Consider the following 18,636-nt stretch of genomic DNA (forward strand, 5'->3'; position numbering starts at 1 on the left):
ATCGACCTCATGGTTTCGTCCGTACCGTTCACCCCGTCATCCTCACAGACTTTTCTGCCGCGGAGTTCAATTATTCTGCAGCAGATGTCATCTAACATTCTCACGCTTCCTGAATGCGAGGGGAGGATGTTCTACATCGGGGGAAAACACGGTGCGGGCAAATCTGAGTTCGCCAACAGCCTCATCGACATGCTGCCGGGCTGGTCGATGGTCAAGGTTTCTGCTCTGTCCTGGTTACAGGACGCAGAGCGCTCACTGCTCACCCATATCGGTCAAAAACTAGGGGCCTCGTCCTCCAATTCCATTCGTGGTGTGATTGACCGACAAGGGGCGTCAACGGTTGTTCTCATCGATGACGCCCACTGGGCTGACATTGATTCACTGCACAAACTCATTGAATTCACTCGCCGCATGGTGTCTGGAAGGTTTGTCCTCATCCTCATTGGATTGGAAGGCGAAAACCTCAACACCTCCGGAGTGCCCCTCAACCTCCGTGATCTCGCCGACGTCACCTACGTGCTCCCGCCCATGAGTATCGAGGAGATCCGCCAGATCGCCCTCACCATGGTCCGTGGCCGCATCACTGCCTCCACCGCCACCGATATCCAGAGAATCACCGGTGGTATCTTCGGACGCGTCCAGGAAGTACTCCACGCCGTCTCCCCTGACCACTGGAAACAAACCAACCCCAACGTCCCGATTCCGGAGAGTTGGTGGAGTAGTCTCTCACGTCGCATTGATGGAACAGGCCTGTGGCCTGTCCTGCTGGCCACCTCGGTGCTCCCCGGCGGCGGTCCGATTGACCTGATCAAGATGCTTGCCGACGATCCGGATGGCACCACCTGTGATGAGGCGGTGCGGCACGACCTACTCACGATCCTGCCCACGGATGGCCCCCCGACCCTTGATCTGGTTCTGCCCACGGATCGCGCCGTCATCCAATCCCGGACCCCCTTGAAGATTCTCACCGATCTCCACCTCAAGGTGGCTGCCTACTACCGGTCCTTCGACCAGGTTGATCAGGCTCTCCAACACGAGGCGTTCGCCGCCACAGAACCAAACAACTCGGCAGTGAAAGCACTGGCCATGCGCGGTTATGACCTCGGCCGCAGTGGCCGGTGGATGGAATCAGCCCACGCGTTGTCCCTCGCTGCAAACCGTACCGCCCATTCAGATGAGGCGGATCAGTACATGCTGGAATCGATCGATTCACTGATCTCCGCATCTGATCTTCCCCAGGCACGCATTCGGGCAGCCACCCTGGACCTGGGTGAGCACGGTATCCAGCAGGACTCCATGCTGGGATACCTGGCCATCCATGAGGGCAGGCAGTCAGAGGCCAGGAGCCTACTCGACCGCACCGCCCAGGCGATCCTGGCGCAGGATCCCATCGATCCGGTCCATGGACCACGCCTGGCTGCCCGCAAGGTTCTGCTCAATCTCCTGGACTGGGAGCCGGAGGAACTTCTTCTCTGGGCTGATCGTGCCATCGCCTGGTCCGATGAGGATGCCGGCGAAAAGGTCGAGGCCCAGGCCATTTCCCTCATCGGGCGCTCCATCCTGGACGGCACCCTCCCCGAGGACGAACCGATCTCAGGAGAGACCACCCTCCACGCCCAGCGTCGACACATGGCGATGGGATGGTTGAACCTGATCCATGATGATCCGATCACTGCCCGCCAGAAACTTGAGAGGCGCACCTTCATCAGCGGATCTGAGCGCATCAGCCTCTGGCAGGATGCATGGCTCGCCCGTTCCCAACTCATCCTGGGTGAATGGGACTCCGCCATGCGCACGGTGGAGATCGGGCTGGCCCGCGCAGAACAGTTCGGCATCAGGTTTCTTGAACCTCTGCTTCTGTGGACCGGAGCCACCGTGGCCACAGCCAAGGGCAACATGGATCTGGCCCGTCACTATCTCAGCAGACTGACCTCAGATCAGGATTCCTTCGTGGTCCAGTCCATTCCCTCAGCGATGTGTCGCATGTGGGTCTATTCTCGACGAAATGAGATGGCTGCCGCCAAACTCGCCGGCAACACCCTGGAGAAGATCGCCGCAGCTCAGAATGTCGGCCAGCCAGGTTTCTGGCCCTGGGAAGACATCCATGCCACCAACCTCATCCGCCTGGGTGAAATCGACAAGGCCACCGCGCTGGTGGAATCCACTCTGGACAGCTACCGGGACACCAGCATCATGTCGATCAAGGCCAAGATCGCGGTGCCGGAAGCCATGCTCATGATCCACCACGGTGACGTCAGTAAAGGCCTGGCCCGTTTCGATGAGGCCCTGGACATGCTCGATGGGCTCACCCTACCGTTCTACCGATCCCGGATCCTCTTCGAATACGGTCAGGCTCTCCGGCGCCAGGGACAACGGCGACGCGCTGATGAGATCTTTGCCCGCGCATCGTCGATGTTTCAGGAGATGGGTGCGACAGCCCTGGTGTCCATGGCCAATCGTGAACGCCGCGTGGGTGGTCTCGGTCCCCGTTCCGGAAAGGCCGGTGGCCTCACCCCCCAGGAGTATGAGATCGCCCTGTTGGTCGCTGATGGCAATTCCAACCGTGAAGTCGCCCATGAGCTCTTCCTCTCCCCCAAGACGGTGGAGTACCACCTCACCCGCGTGTACAGGAAGCTCCATATACGAACCCGCATGGATCTGGGTGAGGCATTGAAGAAGTACCACGATTCGAATTAGGTTCTTCTTAAACGCATGAGGTGAGAAGGCCTTCTCCCCGCGGTGCCGCTGGTTTTCTGTTGTGTGATGCGGCCATCTCTGTGCAACCCAATCAAGCCACACCGCCTCTCATTCGTGGGAATTTTCCCTTCATTCGTTAGATGAGACCCTGTTGTGACATACGAGTTGTCACGGCATGGGTGTTCTATCAGCACCGATGCCATCGCACAATGACCCCCTAGAAAGGACTAGGGTGTTCCCTAGTTTCAAACATTGTTTGCGCAGGATTGACTTGTGAATCAGATCACCGATCACTGGTGATGAACTTGTATCTCACAGCACCTAGGAGGGCGTCATGGCCACCACTTCCCCTGATGTTTGGAAAAGCCCCAAGCATCGACGCACCGTGTATTCAGTCCTCGGCATCGTCGGTATCGCGATCCTTTTCGATGGCTACGACCTCGTCATCTACGGCGCAGTCCTCTCCACCCTTTTGGATGACCCATCACATATCGGCGCGCTAAGCCCTGCGGTGGCAGGAACCCTCGGTTCCTACGCCATGATCGGTGTCATGATCGGAGCCCTTACGGCCGGCGCTATCGGCGATAAACTGGGCCGTCGCAAGGTAATGCTCACCGCCATCGCCTGGTTCTCCATCGGCATGGCTCTCACCGCAATGGCCAACTCCATCGCCATGTTCGGTTTCCTGCGCTTCCTCACCGGCCTCGGTGTGGGCATGATCGTGGCCACAGGCGGAGCAGTCATCGCGGAGTTCGCTCCACGAAACCGCCGAAACCTCTTCAACGCCATCGTGTACTCGGGTGTTCCTGCCGGTGGAGTCATGGCTTCGCTCCTGGCACTCCTCCTGGAGGATCAGATCGGCTGGCGCGGACTGTTCTTCATCGGTGCAACCCCGATCCTCTTCCTGCTGCCACTGGCCTACTTCGCACTCCCCGAGTCACCACGTTGGCTGGCCAGCCGTGGTCACCGCAAGGAAGCCCTCGCCCTCTGTGACCGCTACGATCTCCCCGCCGCGGACTTCGTTCCAGCAGAAGCTCCAGTGTCTGTCCCGACCACCAGCGCTGCCCGTACCAACACAGTTGTAGCCCCGGAACGCACCGGTTTCGCCGGTATCTTCTCCCGCGCCTACCTGCCCGGCACCCTGCTGATCGGAGCAATGAGCTTCATCGGACTGCTGTCCACCTATGGTCTCAACACCTGGCTGCCTAAGATCATGGAGTCCAACGGAGCCAGCTCCCACGATTCGCTCTACTCACTGCTGTTCCTCAACGGTGGCGCAGTCTTCGGCGGTCTGATCGCATCCTGGTTCGCTGATCGCATCGGTGCCAAGACCATCATCACCTCCACGTTCTTCCTCGCCGCCATCTGCCTCGCATCACTGCCGTTCATCTCCTCCTGGCCACTCATGTACACCGCCATCGCCCTGGCTGGCATCGGTGTCCTGGGAACCCAGGTCCTCACCTACGGCCTGACCTCCAACTACTTCGGCACCGCCTGCCGAGCAGCAGGTGTCGCATGGTGTGCAGGCTTCGGTCGCCTGGGTGGTATCTTCGGCCCCGTCATCGGTGGTGTCATCATCGGTGCAGGCTTCGGTCCAACCTACGCATTCTTCATCTTCGCTGGCGCTGCAGTCATCGGTGCCATCTGCACCGGCCTGATCCCCCGCTCCCCGGCAGAGACCAGCGTGGCTATCACCGTCGAACCGACACCAGCACGCGTCTAAGAAGAAGATCTGTTCGATCCACCTCCGCCAGGTTCACCTGAAACTGGAGAATCCTGAGCAGATGAAAGTACAAGCATCACGGTGATCTGTGAGAAGACATTAGACCGTTGGCAGCAATACGCTGCCAACGGTCTTCTTCTCTTCCACGGTGACACGAGCTTGTTGCCTGCTGTGCCGCTACGAGCCTGCTCCTTTAGTTCTCCCTGAACAAGTCTGGATCTGTTAATTCGGCCTTGGATTGACGAATAGATGAAGACACCGCATTGCATCATCCTCTGCTGCAATCCCTCGCGTTATCCGGCGATGGAGCTCAGTCTCATCGGACGACGCTTTGTGCTTAAGCCGTGTCCTGGGGATAGTTGGATGACAAACAAATAAGGCCCTCATCAAATTGATGAGGGCCTTATCGGACAGTCTTAGTTGTTGAGCTTGCGGTAATCAAAGACCTGGTCGATGATTCCGTATTCAAGGGCTTGCTCAGCTGTGAGGATCTTGTCACGATCGGTATCGATGCGGATCTGCTCCGGGGTCTTACCGGTGTGGTGAGACAGGGTGTGCTCCATGAGCTTGCGCATGCGCTCAATCTCAGCAGCCTGGATCTCAAGGTCAGAAACCTGGCCCTGGGTGCCCTGGGTTGCCGGCTGGTGGATCAGAACGCGAGCATTAGGAAGCGCAGCACGCTTGCCTGGTGCACCCGCAGCCAGAAGAACGGCACCTGCAGAAGCTGCCTGGCCGAGGCAGACAGTCTGAACATCGGGGCGGACGTACTGCATGGTGTCATAGATCGCCATGAGTGCAGTGAAAGAGCCACCCGGGGAGTTGATGTACATGGTGATATCTCGGTCAGGGTCCATGCCCTCGAGAACCAGCAGCTGTGCCATGACATCGTTGGCGGAGGTGTCATCGACCTGGGTACCCAGGAAGATAATGCGCTCCTCGAACAGCTTGGCATAAGGGTTGGTTTCCTTGGTGCCGTAGGCGGACTGCTCGATGAAGGAAGGCAGCACGTAACGGGACGAAGGCATTTGGAATCCGTTGCTCATTTAAATTTTCTCCTTAAGTTTTCCGTGCGCCTAGTTGCTGATCGGGCCCTCAGCGAGGGTGATTACGTGATCGACGAGACCGTAATCCTTGGCCTGCTCGGCGGTGAACCAGCGGTCGCGGTCGGAATCCTTGGTGATCTGCTCGAAGGTCTGGCCGGTGTGCTCGGCGATGAGCTTGGCCATTTCGCGCTTGGTCTGGGCGAACTGTTCCGCCTGGATGGCGATGTCTGCAGCAGTGCCGCCGACGCCTGCGGATGGCTGGTGCATCATGATTCGTGCGTGCGGCAGCGCATAACGCTTACCGGGGGTTCCACCGGAGAGCAGGAACTGACCCATGGAGGCAGCAAGTCCCATGCCGTAGGTGGCGATGTCGCATGGGGAGTACTTCATGGTGTCATAGATGGCCATGCCCGCGGTGACAGAGCCACCTGGGGAGTTGATGTACAGCGAGATATCCCTCGTTGGATCCTCTGCTGACAGCAGGAGAATCTGCGCGCACAGCTTGTTGGCGATTTCATCATCAACCTGGCTGCCGAGGAAAATAATGCGTTCGCGCAGCAGGCGATCATAAATGTCGCCACTGTATCCAGGCCCAGTGCCCGGTGCTGTCATCTTGAGGTTTTCGCTCATGAATGTGTCAACTCCTACGTTCGACTAATAAAGGGTTCGTCAGGTTCAATGTCACCAGACTACCCTCGTATTTCCGGTACACCGCTTCTGTTCGCTATCAGCGTTTAGCACGGTGCCGCAACTTCATCCTGGTATGGGAAAAGCCCAGCACACTGATGTCTGCTGGGCCTGGAAACTAGGAGAAACTACTCCTGGTCTGCTGCTTCCTCTTCAACTTCTTCTTCACCGAAGTAGGCCTTCGGGTCAACCTCGTTGCCCTCGGAGTCCTTCACGTTGACGCGGCAGATGGCCTGAGCCAGTGCCTTGCCACGACGGACATCAGAGAACAGGTTCGCGATCTGGCCGGACTGCTGGAGCTGACCGATGAACTGGTTCGGATCCATGCCGTAGCTCTGCGCGGTGAACAGGATGTGGTCGGTGAGCTCCTGCTGGGAGACCTCTGGCTCTTCGGTCTCAGCGAGAACGTCGAGGAAGAGCTGGGTGCGGACAGCCTTCTCGGCGTCCTCACGGTTCTGCTGCTCAAACTCTTCGCGGGTGAGGCCCTGGGACTCAATAACAGAGTTCAGTGCGGCGTCATCGTGTGCGAGCTCGCCGAGCAGCTGGTGGAGCTGGGAGTGTGCCTGCTCATCAACGATGGATGCTGGCAGTGCGAAGGTTGCAGACTCCAGTGCGGCCTTGAGGACCTCATCGCGGATGTTGCCGGCCTGTTCGTTCTTGAAACGGGCCTCAACCTGAGTCTGGGTGGATTCGCGGAGCTCTTCGATAGTGTCGAACTCGGATGCGAGCTGTGCGAACTCGTCGTCAAGCGCCGGCAGCTCGCGCTGCTTGGTGGCGGTGATCTCGACAGTGACCACTGCTTCCTTGCCCTGGTACTCGCTGTTGGCCAGCTCGGTGGTGAACTCGACGGTGTCGTCCTTCTTCTGGCCGAGCAGTGCCTGGTCCAGCCCCTCAACCAGGTCGCCGGAGCCGATCTCATAAGAAAGGCCCTCGGTGGTTGCCTCTTCAACCTTCTCGCCGTCCACGGAAGCGGACAGGTTGATGGTGACGAACTCACCCTTCTTCAGCTTATGGTTGTGATCCTTCAGAGTGGAGAAACGGGTCTGAAGGCTCTCAAGCTCAGCGTCGACTGCGGCATCGTCAACTGCGATGGCCGGAACCTCAACGTTGATTTCAGAGAAATCCGGAAGGGTGATCTCTGGGCGGACATCGACCTCAGCGGTGAACTCTACGAGCTCATTGTCCTCGATCTTGGTGACCTCAACCTCAGGCTGGCCGATGGCCTTGATGTCATTTTCTTCAATGGCCTGGCCGTAGCGGTCAGGAAGCATGTCATTGACAACCTGCTCAAGAACCGGTCCGCGTCCGAAGCGGGCATCAATCAGCTGACGTGGAGCCTTACCCTTACGGAAACCAGGAACCTGGACCTGCTGCGCGAGGGCAGCATATGCCTGGTCAATTTCAGGCTTCAGTTCAGCGAAAGGAACTTCAACGGTGATCTTTACACGGGTGTCGCTCAGCTGCTCGACGGAACTCTTCACGAGGAAATCTCCTGGGGGTCGGATTAGAAAAGACTCAGTAAATTCAAAAACAAGCCCGGTTTCCGACGATCTGCGATTATTTCGCGTTCGTCCGAAACCGGGCTCGTCCTCAAGTCGGGGCGACAGGATTTGAACCTGCGACCCCCTGCTCCCAAAGCAGGTGCGCTACCAAACTGCGCCACGCCCCGATATTAACTTGTCCCCAAAGGAACTCTCACTAAGATACACCACTGTTAACCAGTGGGGAACTTTGCTGTGCTCCTTGGTTCGATTCAAAAGTGTACATGCTGATCCTGATTTCACCTAAACGCCCCCGAAAGATTCAACATAATGGCAGTTCAGGGCATATTTCTGAACATTTCGAGCTAACTGGAAACCTGACGGTTACGGCCAATATCCCGACTCCCACGCCCAATTCCCCGGCAGGCGAACATCTTTACGCTGACCAGCACCCAGCCCCAGTCCCAGTCCCATCCCCATGCCAGCAATCCCCCGCCTCCAGCGAACATCCCACTACAGCGCCGGACTTTCCGAATCTTTTCCCACAAGCGCCTATAGAGGAGGAGAAGATGCCGGCAGGGAAACCTTCAATAACCTTCAATGCAGCAACCTATAGAGAGATAGAGGGAATCGGCTCACGCACCGAGCAAAGCCATCTTTCGGCCAGAACCGCCCGATACCGTCCCATGCCCCTAGAACGCGGACCCCTCCAACAAACCTCGAGCACCCCAGAACCCTCGGAACTTACGCGTAATCCCAAAAACAAATAACCTCCCAGCCGGCAGAGTCTGCATGCTGAGAGGTTTCAAATGGAGGGAATGACGGGAATCGAACCCGCGTCATCAGCTTGGAAGGCTGAGGTAATAGCCATTATACGACATTCCCAATAACCAAAAGACGATCTATTGATTTGGTCTGCGCTCATGTTATCCCACATCACCATTTTCTAAAAATCCGCAGGCCATAAGGTTCATTGACGGTTTGCAATTAAGGTCCCAGCCAGCACGAGAGGCAATCGAACGTCGACACCTCCCCCAAGATCGTCAATGCCCTTACGATATTTACTTAATAAAGGCTTTATAAAATCTAAGACAGTTTCAGTATCAACCCTAAAGCCCCCAACGAGTGGGGCACCCCAAAAGGGGCTTTAACCTGGTAGAAGATTCACTGAACATATGATCAGATGCCCCACCCTAAATGCTTGTGACAACCCGACTTCCCCTCCATGAAATCGCCGCCCAGCCACCCCTCACCCACTGCGCGACCAGTGCTCAAAACGCTCCACTGAAGCCCCCCTCCCCGGAGATGGCCGCCGAACTGGAGCCCAGAAACTGAACATTACTCTCTGCTTATATCCCATGCTCAGTGCATGTATTTAGTTGTGATATCTTGCTTTCCCGCAGGCCATGCACACTCTTGGGCCATGTTTTCGACACAGGGCACGTTGGTGGCGTATTCTATCGGTCATGAAGCCAAAGATCATTGATGCTGAATCAGGAAGAGAGCTGTGGACCGCGATCGAATGCGCCGAGTTCTCCGGTACCGCGCGCGGCACTTTCACGAGCTATGCCGGACGTGGACGGGCACCAAAGCCAGTAGCAAAGTTGCATGGCCTTACCCTATGGGATTCACAGACTATTCGTGAATGGGTCGACGAACGAGCAGCGGGTAACAAGGGACTTACCACCGTGGGTGTCGGAGAAGAAGTTCCGGTCGCCACCTAATTCGGTCCCCCCAGTTCGAACCAAGCCATCGAATTCAAGAAATTGAATTCGATGGCTTTTTCGTTACCCTAACCATGATCTCCACCCATGTTCCCCACCCATGATCCGCCTCTTCATCAGCCATCGATCAGTCGTCGCTCGGCCTCATTCAGGCTTCTCCGGGGAACTTTCTCCATCTCGGAGCCGTTGGTACTGGTGTAATGACTATTTCGCCGTAGGTGAGCGATTGTCTGTGGAATCGCCCATCGTTTTCGGCCGCTACAAACAAGTGAGTTGAGTTCTAGTGGAAGCACTACTCCTTATCGCAATCGTCGTCGGTGGTGGCGTGTTCATCGCGTCCAAGATGTCGGGTAACAACAATAAGAAGATGGAAGAACAGAAGTTCGCGGACGCTCAAGCGGATGCGCGGCGCTGGATCGAGCGGCTGGGGTCCCAGGTCTTAACCATTGCTGGTAATGATGCAGCCTCATCGCAGGCAGTCGCGGATGCCTCGGAGCGCTATACCGCCGCTTCTTCGCAGATCAGTACGGCAGACTCCACCCGTCAGGCTGAGCTGGCGCGCGAGTCCGCGCTGGAGGGTCTCCATTATATGAACGCTGCCCGTGAGATCATGGGAATGCCCGCAGGCCCAGAGCTGCCTCCATTGGAGGGCCAGCGCAATGCCGGTCGTGTGACAGAGACTCGCACCATTGAGCAGGATGGCCGATCCATCACGGCATCTCCCGAGGCTTCTGATCAGACCCCGAATTATTACCCGGGTGGCAATGTGGCGGGTCGTCCAGTTCCTGCAGGTTGGTATTCCGAACCCTGGTGGGCCAGCGCATTGCGCACGGGCATATGGACCGCAGGTTCCGTCTTCATGTTCTCCGCTCTGTTTAGCGGGATGGCTGGTGTTGGTTACTCCGGCGAGGCCTTTGAAAGCGGTTACGGCGAAGGTTATGAAGACGGCCTGGCGGATGCCGGTGGTGACGCAGGTGGTGACGCCGGCGGAGACATGGGCGATGCGGGTGGCGACATGGGTGGTGACGGCGGAGGCGGATTCTTCGGTGGCGATGGTGGCGGTGACGGCGGGGGTCTGTTCGACGGCGGATTCGACTTCGACTTCTAGCCCCACTCCCCGAGCGCGGCGCAGCCCACACCAAGCCGAAAAATAAAATAGCTCAACACTGAAGGCCGGAGGGATCATATCCCTCCGGCCTTCATCGATGTTCACCTCCGGGTTCACCTACAACCCGGAAGGACTATTAGTTCTTCTTTGTATTACTCATTGGGAACAACCGGGGCCACACCGGTGCGTTCGAAATCGGAGAGGATATCAATGCGACGCTGGTGACGCTCAGCGTTGCTCCACTCCTGGTCCAGGAATGCATCAACGATCTCGAGTGCTTCCTCCAGGGAATGCATACGGCCGCCAATGCCGATCAGGTTGGCATTGTTGTGTTCGCGTGCGAGACGGGCGGTCTCGACGGACCAGGCCAGTGCGCAGCGTGCGCCCTTGACCTTGTTCGCCGCGATCTGCTCGCCGTTGCCGGAACCGCCGAGGACGATTCCGAGTGAACCCGGATCGTTGACGGTTCGGTTGGCTGCTTCAATGCAGAATGCCGGGTAGTCATCGTCCGGGTCATAGGTGTGGGCACCGCAATCGATGACCTCATGGCCATGGGCCTTGAGGTGCTCTGCGATTGCATTCTTTGTTTCAAAACCAGCGTGGTCAGCTCCGAGGTATACGCGCATGGGTGTCAGTCTACTGCAGCGGAAACCCCGAAGGAGAGAAGCCGTGGATTAGTCGAACTGCGGTCCTTCGGTGCGGGAGCGCTTGATCTCAAAGAAGTGCGGGTAACCGGCCAGAGTGACGGAGGCATCGAAGATCTCTCCTGCTTCCTCACCACGCGGAATGCGGGTGATCACCGGGCCGAAGAAGGCGGTGTCACCGAGCTTGATCACCGGGGTTCCCACGTCATCGCCCACCTCATCCATGGCGCTCTGATGGAACTTCTTCAGAGCATCATCCCATTCCTCGGTGTCGGCAACCTCAGCGTAGGAGGCGTCCAGGCCGACTTCTTCGAGGGATTCCGCGATCACACCGTTGTAGGCGCCGTAATCAGACCGCTCTTCCGGGGTTCCCTCATTGTGGATGCGGGTGCCCATGGCTGTGTAGAGGGCATCGAGCTTCTCTGGTTCCTTGGTGGCCACTGCTGCGAAAACACGGCCTGGCCCCCAGTTGGCCTTCATCCTGTCGGCGTAGTCCGCAGGGATGTCACGGCCATCGTTGAGCACAGCAAGGCTCATGGGAACCCAGGTGACCTCGATGTCGCGGACCTTCTCCACTTCCTTGATCCAGCGGGAGGTAACCCAGCAGAAAGGGCAGCTTGTGTCGAACCAAAAAGTGACTTTTTCAGCCATGATGTAGATCTTCCTAACTATCGGTGTCGGGCGTGTACGTAGCACCCAAGACTAGGCCGGAACTATCGTGGTGTCATCACTGGATTCAGTCTGGGTGCCCGGTGCCGTGGGCCTCGTTCACAGGCTCTCGGTGCCTTGGTGGTCAGTCACCAGGGCTTCCCCCACCCGGGGTTCCCGCCCTGACTACCCTGGGCCCTGGCCAACGCCATCGCCCAAGCCATCGCCCACAGCAACCGCCCAAGCCACCCACACAACTGAATGTCAGTCTGACCTCATTCCCATCACCAAGGAGCATTACATGACGTCCACCAATCTCACCAGGGCGGAAGCCGCCGAACGTTCACGGATGCTCAGCGTGGAGAACTACTCAATTTCCCTGGATCTCAATGCCGGGGATGAGTTCTTCACCTCCATCACGGTGGTCAGCTTCACCGTCCGTGAAGCGGGCGATACCTTCATTGATCTCCGTGCCTCCTCCGTGGATGAGGTCCGTCTGGATGGGAAGGATATCCACGCCGATGCCCTCACGTTGGATGGGGATGGTTATGACGAGACTCACGGCATCGCACTGAATAATCTCACGCCCGGGATGCACTCGCTGCGCGTTTCGGCGACCATTCCGTATTCCCGCACCGGCGAGGGCCTGCACCGCATGGTGGATCCGGCGGATAACGAGGTCTATTTGTACACCCAGTTTGAAACCGCCGATGCCAAGCGGATGTACGCCTGTTTTGATCAGCCGGATCTGAAGTCCACCTATGATTTCAACATCATCACGCCGAAGGGATGGAAGATCATCTCGAACGCGGAGCAGGACGTGTCCACGCAGAATCCGGATTATGATATCCACGAATCACGTGTGGATTATCCCATCTCCACCTACCTCATCGCGGTGTGTGCCGGTCGCTATCATGAGATCCGCGATACCTGGACGGGCACGCTGACCCACCATCCGGAGACGGGTGCCGGGCAGCCCGTTGATCTCACTGTGCCGCTGGGCCTGTTCTGCCGTCGCTCCCTGGCGCCGCACCTGGATGCCGAGCGTCTGTTCACCGAAACCAAACAGGGCTTTGACTGGTATCACCGGAATTTCGGTTTCGCCTACCCGTTTGGCAAGTATGACCAGATCTTCGTGCCTGAGTTCAACGCTGGTGCCATGGAGAACGCCGGAGCGGTGACGATCCGCGATGAATACGTGTTCGCCTCCAAGGCCACCCGCTACCGCTACGAGCGTCGTGCGGAGACCATCCTCCACGAGCTGGCCCACATGTGGTTCGGGGATCTGGTCACCATGCGGTGGTGGGATGATCTGTGGCTTAATGAGTCCTTCGCCACCTGGTCTGCCGCGATCTCCCAGGCGGAGGAAACTGAATACAGCAGTGCGTGGGTGACGTTTGCCAACGTGGAGAAGTCCTGGGCCTACAGCCAGGATCAGCTCCCCTCAACGCATCCGGTGTTCTCGGATAGTGATGACATCGAGACGGTCGAGCAGAACTTCGACGGCATCACCTATGCCAAGGGCGCCTCGGTGCTCAAGCAGCTCCAGGCCTATGTGGGCCGTGAGGAGTTCCTGGCGGGTGTGCGCACCCATTTCACCAATCATGCCTGGGGCAACGCATCCTTCGATGATCTTCTCTCCGCACTTGAGCAGGCATCGGGCCGGGATCTCTCCGGGTGGGCGAGCCAGTGGCTCAAGACCACCGGCATCAACACACTCGGTGCGGAGTTCACCGTGGAGGACGGTGCCTACACCTCCTTCCATGTCACCCAGATGGGTGCGGTGCCCGGCGCGGGTGAGCTGCGCACCCACCGCATTGCGGTGGGCCTCTATACGCTTATCGACGACCAACTGACCCGTTTCAAACGCATCGAGCTCGACATCGACCATGCCTCCACTGACGTTCCGGAGCTGATCGGCGTGGACAAGGCTGATGTCGTGATAGTCAATGATGATGACCTCACCTACGCGCTGCTGGATCTGGATCATGATTCCCTGCATTTCGTGGTCAACCATATTGATAAATTCGTTGATCCGATGCCCCGGACACTGGCGTGGTCGGCTGCCTGGGAGATGACCCGGTCGGGTCAGATGCGTGCCCGGGATTTCATCGCCCTGGTGGAACGCGGTGCCGCGGCAGAGACAGAGATCGCCGTTCTGGAGAGGATCCTGGCTCAGGCGACATCGGCGTTGAAGAACTATGCAGATCCGATGTGGGTGAAGGCGGAGGGTGAGCGGGTCGTCGCAAAGCTCCTGCTTGATGGGGTCCGCGCGGCGGACGCCAACAGTGACGCCCAGCTCGCCTTCATTCAGGCGCTGGCGAAGGTGGCGTTGGATGAGGATTCGGCGGTGTTCTTCCGTGGGCTTCTGGATGGCACGGAGGAGGGCATCGACGTGGATGCTGATCTGCGTTGGTGGGCACTGACCGCGCTGATCGCCTATGGAGCGGTGGAGGATGTGGCCGGGGCAATCGCCGATGAGCTCACCCGCGACCGCTCCTCCGCCTCTGCGCTGTCCGCCCTGCGCGCGCAGGCGGCGGTGAACACCGCGGAGAACAAAGCCAGCATCTACGGGGAAGCGGTCTCAGCCGAGAACCAACTGAGCAACCTTGAGCTGCGCCACACCATTGAGGGGCTGACCTTCACCGGTTCCGCCGACCTGCTCAATAACTACACCGGCACCTATTTTGAGATCGCCCCGACGGTGTGGGAGACCTTCTCCAATGAGATCGCCATGCAGATCCTCACCGGTCTGTACCCCTCATGGAACGTGTCCAATGGAGCGCTGGCCCTGGCGGATTCCTTCCTGACCGGCGACCATCCCGCCGGCCTCAAGCGTGTGGTCTCCGAGGAGCGTGACCGCGTGGCACGCGCACTGCGCAACCGCGAGTTTGATGCACGCTAGTTGAGCAGCAGGCCACCTCTCGTCGCTCTGCGAACTCAGGGGGCCTGCTGCTTTACACTGCGGAAGTCACCCGTTGACGGCACTATAAGGGCATGAGTCCGAGTTCTGGTCCCGCATACTCGCGGATTGCCACCGCGATCACCGCGCGCATTGACGCCAAGCAGTTCGCGCCCGGTGACCGTCTGCCTGCAGAAAGGGAACTCGCGCAGGAGTTCGGGGTCGCCCGGATGACCGTGCGTCAGGCACTCGACCAGTTACAGATGGATGGTCTGATCGGCCGCAAACGGGGCCGCACCGGTGGCAGTTTCGTGCTCGGCAGCAGGCCGATCCTGGAATTGACCCGCATCGACGGGTTCAGGCTCCAACTCAGTTCCCGTGGACACCAGACAGATTCCACTGTTCTGCTGGCGGAGGAGATTCCGGCCTCAGCATTGGTGGCCACCCGGCTCCAGATAACTGAAGGTGATCCGGTGGCGCGGATAGTCCGTCTCCTCACGGTTGATGCCACCCCGATCCTGATTGAGGATTCCTATTTTCCCGCGCACTCGGTTCCGGGGATGCTGGATCAGGATCTGGGCAGATCGGTCCACGAGCTTCTGGGGGAGCAGTGGTCCCTCGCCCCTGTGCGCAAGAAGGAAACGATTGCTCCCGGTGTGGCCACCCCGTTTGAACAGCAGCATCTCGGGGTGGGCACCTCCCTCCCGCTCCTGCGCATCCACCGGGTGGCTGAAATTGCGGGCGGGCAGATCATCGAATATTCCGAGGATGTGCTCCGCTCCGATGCCGCCTCCATCCGGGTGGTCACCGAGTTCTGATTCCAGCTCAGGGAAGAAATGCTGTTCGATAGAGTGCGGCGATCATGATTCGAGGAAGCCCTTGTGCATCCATGTCCAGAAAGCAGCCGACACCTATGCAAACTTCTACCTGCATGCGGATCTTCTCCGTTCCAGGGTCCATGCCCTGAAGAACGCTTAAACCCCAGCCGTACCCCAGGAATAAAGTCCGGGGCACGGCTGGGGTTTAAGCGTCGAGAAGCGCTTTAAAGGAACCGCTTAGGCACCTCTGGCTCGCCGAGGGAGAGCATCAGGCGGTTAGCCCAGTTGAAGAAGGCCACGGAGTTGATCAGGTCCACGATCTGCAGGTCGGCGAAACCGACACCGTGGAGCTTCTCAATGCACCCCTGGTTGAAGGCCATCGGGGTGGCGGTGAGGGCGCGGGCGGCGTCTCGGATGACATTCCACTGCTCGGATCCGAGATCGGCATCCACGCCCTGGTCGATGAGTGCGTTGACGTGCTCGAGTCGCTCGGGGGCTTCCTCCACGGAGCGACCAGCATGCACCGAGGCGCAATAGACACAACCATTGAACCGTGAGGTGACGGTGGCGGCGATCTCACGCTCGGCGCGGCCCACACCTGCACCTTCGGTGTTGTAGAAGATATCCAGGTCGGTGAGGGTGCGTGCCTTCAGTGCCTTCGGATCGCGGGCAAGCAGACGGAAATACGGCATGTCGGCGCGCTCAGGCTTGATGAGGGAATCAATCTGTTCCTCAGTGAGGTCCGCCTTGGCCACCGGCTCCACCCAGGGCTTCCAGCCGAGGGCATGGTTGACAAAGGTGTCGGGGCGGTTGAGGTCCTCATAGGTGGTGATGGTGAAACCCCTGTCCGACAGGGTCCATTCCGCCTCGGAACCCTCCAGACGTCCCTTGATCTTTACTTTGAGATCCTCGCCGTTGAGGGTGCGCAGGCCATAGGCCACGCGCAGCTGGAAGGTGAGGAAGCTGACCAGCTGTGCCAGGGAGACAGTATCGTCAGCGCTCCACCCTGCCTCAGACAGACGTCCCAGCACCTCAGGGCGTGAATCGCGTGGGTGGAAGACCAGCAGATGGGCGTAATCAAACGCTGCGGCCAAGCGCTCGCCGAGCACACCGGCATCGTTGCGGACCGAGCCACCCGGCTGGGATTCTGCTGCCAGACCAGGTTCGCGGTAGGTGCCGTAGGGACCAGAAGACAGGGTTGCCGCAATAGCGTCGGTGATGGCGTGTGCAAGGGACGCCGGCGCATCGTCGAGAAGCAGCTCAGAGTACATATCTACGGCGGGTTCAAACTGGTGGAGGCCGGCCACGTAGGTGGCCACGGCATAACGCTCACCGAAGCTGAAGGTGCCGGGGTTGATCGGCTCGAGTAGTGATTCGAAACTCGTCTGGGCGTTGTCGCGCGCCTGCGGGCGGTTGTCGCGCAGCTCCGGAAGGTCGGTGCCGATGAGCATATCGATAATATCTGCCACGTGAATCTCTCCTGTTGAAAGGCCCTCAAAGGCCTAGGTTGAGGTCGCCACCACGGTAGCGCGATCCGGGGATCGCGTCGATGAGCTGGCGGGTGAAGTCGGACTGGGGGTTGTTGAATACATCAGCGGTTGGGCCGTATTCCACCTGCTGGCCACGGCTCAGCACCGAGACGGTATCCGAGATCTCGCGTACCACCGCGAGGTCATGGGAGATGAAAACATAGGTCAGACCCAGTTCCCGCTGGAGGTCATCCAGCAGTCGCAGGATCTGCGCCTGGACGGTTACGTCGAGGGCGGAGACGGCCTCATCAAAGACCACGAGTTCCGGCTCGAGGATCATCGCACGCGCAATGGCCACTCGCTGACGTTGACCACCGGACAGCTCACGCGGGCGGCGTGATGCCATGCGGGGATCCAACGCAACCAGATCGAGATAGTGGCTGACCTTGCTGGAGATCTCCATCTTGGACAGCTTGGTGAAGTTGCGCAGTGGCTCACCGATGGTGGCCCCGATGGTCTGACGGGGATCCAGGGAGGAATAGGGGTTCTGGTACACCAACTGGATCTCCCGGCGCAGTTCACGCTGCTGGGTCTTGTTCAACCCCGTGATCTCCTTGCCCGCCACCGTGATGGAACCGGAGGTGGGGGTGTTGAACGCCGAAATGGCACGGCCGATGGTGGTCTTGCCGGAACCGGACTCCCCCACCACCGCATGCGTGGTGCCCGGGAGCACCTCAAAGGAAACATCATCCACGGCGACGAAGACATCCCCCTTGCCACGCTGGTATTCCTTGCGGAAGTTCTCCACCACCAGCAACGGACCCTTCTCACGGGCCACCTCGGGATCCACAGCGGGGATGCGCGCCGGGATGGTCCCGGTGGTCAGTGACGGCGCATCCGCCAGCAGCTGGCGGGAGTAAGCATCCTGGGGGTCGGTGAGCACGGACGCGGCGTGGCCACTCTCCCGCACCTCGCCTTTTTGCATGACGACGATCTGATCCGCACGGTCACCGGCCACGGCAAGATCATGGGTGATGAAGAGGATGCCCAGTCCCAGTTCCTGCTGCATCTCCTCGAGCAGATCCAGGATGATCTTCTGCACCGTGACATCAAGTGCGGAAGTGGGCTCATCAGCGATGATGAGATCCGGCTCCAGGGCTATGGCGGCAGCGATGAGAGCACGCTGCTTCATACCACCCGAGAGCTCATGCGGGTACTGGTTGTAACGGACCTCCGGGTTATCAATGCCCACGCGGTCGAGCAGTTCAATGACCCGCTTCTTCCGCTGTTCGGCGATGCCGCGGCGGTGGATAGCCAGCCCCTCCCCCACCGAGGCACCAATCGTCTTGACCGGGTTGAGGGAGTTGTTGGGATCCTGCGGGATCAAACCGATCCTGGTGCCACGGATCTCCTTCCATTCGCGGGGTTTCAGCCCCACCAGTGAACGACCCTGGAAGCGGATCTCACCGGAATCCACCTCAGCATTGTCCGCCAGCAGCCCGATGACCGCCTGCGCCGTGGTGGACTTGCCGGAACCAGACTCTCCGACGATGGCCGTGATCTGGCCGGCGTGCACCTGAAGGCTGACATTATTCACGGCGTGGACAAGACCTTTGGCGGTGCCGTAGGAGACAACGAGATCATCGATCTCCAGCAGGGGTTGCTTCGAGCTAATCGGGGTACTCATATGCT

At 58.9% G+C, this 18,636-nt stretch carries 13 protein-coding genes and 2 tRNA genes; 6 read left to right on the top strand and 9 right to left on the bottom strand.

All coding sequences use genetic code 11. From position 1 onward, the window contains the following. Positions 1–9 precede the first annotated feature (9 nt). Positions 10–2,697: a helix-turn-helix transcriptional regulator gene (locus CFAEC_RS10450; protein ID WP_353960109.1), complete on the top strand. Its 2,688-nt coding sequence runs from the start codon at positions 10–12 to the stop codon at positions 2,695–2,697. A 334-nt stretch (positions 2,698–3,031) separates the two neighbouring features. Beyond that, positions 3,032–4,420, top strand: coding sequence for an MFS transporter (locus tag CFAEC_RS10455; RefSeq protein WP_290276646.1), 1,389 nt, complete (start codon positions 3,032–3,034; stop codon positions 4,418–4,420). Between the two features lie 416 nt (positions 4,421–4,836). Here the strand turns inward: CFAEC_RS10455 and CFAEC_RS10460 are convergent, their stop codons facing one another. The 5 genes from CFAEC_RS10460 to CFAEC_RS10480 all read right to left on the bottom strand — a co-directional run bounded on the left by CFAEC_RS10460 (position 4,837) and on the right by CFAEC_RS10480 (position 8,516). After that, the gene (locus CFAEC_RS10460; RefSeq protein WP_290276647.1) at positions 4,837–5,463 is read right to left on the bottom strand and encodes an ATP-dependent Clp protease proteolytic subunit; all 627 of its coding nucleotides are present in this window, start codon (positions 5,461–5,463) and stop codon (positions 4,837–4,839) included. A gap of 30 nt (positions 5,464–5,493) precedes the next feature. Beyond that, positions 5,494–6,093 carry an ATP-dependent Clp protease proteolytic subunit gene (locus CFAEC_RS10465; protein ID WP_290276649.1) on the bottom strand — a complete coding sequence of 200 codons (600 nt, stop codon included), beginning with the start codon at positions 6,091–6,093 and terminating at the stop codon, positions 5,494–5,496. A 185-nt stretch (positions 6,094–6,278) separates the two neighbouring features. Further along, positions 6,279–7,631 carry a trigger factor gene (tig, locus tag CFAEC_RS10470; protein ID WP_290276651.1) on the bottom strand — a complete coding sequence of 451 codons (1,353 nt, stop codon included), beginning with the start codon at positions 7,629–7,631 and terminating at the stop codon, positions 6,279–6,281. 114 nt (positions 7,632–7,745) lie between these two features. Further along, positions 7,746–7,819: transfer RNA gene (locus CFAEC_RS10475), tRNA-Pro, on the bottom strand. Between the two features lie 622 nt (positions 7,820–8,441). Then, positions 8,442–8,516: transfer RNA gene (locus CFAEC_RS10480), tRNA-Gly, on the bottom strand. Positions 8,517–9,097: 581 nt separating this feature from the next. Here CFAEC_RS10480 and CFAEC_RS10485 point away from each other — a divergent pair. Together CFAEC_RS10485 and CFAEC_RS10490 are read left to right on the top strand one after the other, a co-directional pair. Continuing rightward, positions 9,098–9,355: a helix-turn-helix transcriptional regulator gene (locus tag CFAEC_RS10485; protein ID WP_290276653.1), complete on the top strand. Its 258-nt coding sequence runs from the start codon at positions 9,098–9,100 to the stop codon at positions 9,353–9,355. 283 nt (positions 9,356–9,638) lie between these two features. Continuing rightward, complete coding sequence (locus CFAEC_RS10490; RefSeq protein ID WP_290276655.1) at positions 9,639–10,463, top strand: DUF1542 domain-containing protein; 825 nt, start codon at positions 9,639–9,641, stop codon at positions 10,461–10,463. Between the two features lie 152 nt (positions 10,464–10,615). Here the strand turns inward: CFAEC_RS10490 and CFAEC_RS10495 are convergent, their stop codons facing one another. Together CFAEC_RS10495 and CFAEC_RS10500 are read right to left on the bottom strand one after the other, a co-directional pair. After that, positions 10,616–11,089, bottom strand: a complete 474-nt coding sequence (locus CFAEC_RS10495) for a ribose-5-phosphate isomerase (protein WP_290276657.1) — start codon at positions 11,087–11,089, stop codon at positions 10,616–10,618. 48 nt (positions 11,090–11,137) lie between these two features. Continuing rightward, positions 11,138–11,758, bottom strand: coding sequence for a mycothiol-dependent nitroreductase Rv2466c family protein (locus CFAEC_RS10500; protein ID WP_290276660.1), 621 nt, complete (start codon positions 11,756–11,758; stop codon positions 11,138–11,140). A gap of 298 nt (positions 11,759–12,056) precedes the next feature. On the opposite strand from CFAEC_RS10500, the gene pepN reads away from it, so the two are divergent. Both pepN and CFAEC_RS10510 read left to right on the top strand, forming a co-directional pair. Further along, the gene (gene pepN, locus CFAEC_RS10505) at positions 12,057–14,660 is read left to right on the top strand and encodes an aminopeptidase N (protein WP_290276662.1); all 2,604 of its coding nucleotides are present in this window, start codon (positions 12,057–12,059) and stop codon (positions 14,658–14,660) included. Positions 14,661–14,752: 92 nt separating this feature from the next. After that, on the top strand, positions 14,753–15,475 hold the full coding sequence (locus CFAEC_RS10510; protein ID WP_290276664.1) for a GntR family transcriptional regulator: 723 nt from the start codon (positions 14,753–14,755) through the stop codon (positions 15,473–15,475). A gap of 224 nt (positions 15,476–15,699) precedes the next feature. On the opposite strand, the gene CFAEC_RS10515 is transcribed toward CFAEC_RS10510, so the two are convergent. Then, a complete protein-coding gene (locus tag CFAEC_RS10515) occupies positions 15,700–16,944 on the bottom strand; it encodes an alkylhydroperoxidase domain protein (RefSeq protein ID WP_290276666.1) in 1,245 nt (414 codons plus the stop codon). Positions 16,945–16,969: 25 nt separating this feature from the next. Next, complete coding sequence (locus tag CFAEC_RS10520; protein ID WP_290276668.1) at positions 16,970–18,631, bottom strand: dipeptide ABC transporter ATP-binding protein; 1,662 nt, start codon at positions 18,629–18,631, stop codon at positions 16,970–16,972. Between the last annotated feature and the right edge of the window lie 5 nt (positions 18,632–18,636).

This window comes from Corynebacterium faecale, from assembly GCF_030408735.1.
Taxonomy (GTDB): Bacteria; Actinomycetota; Actinomycetes; order Mycobacteriales; family Mycobacteriaceae; genus Corynebacterium; species Corynebacterium faecale.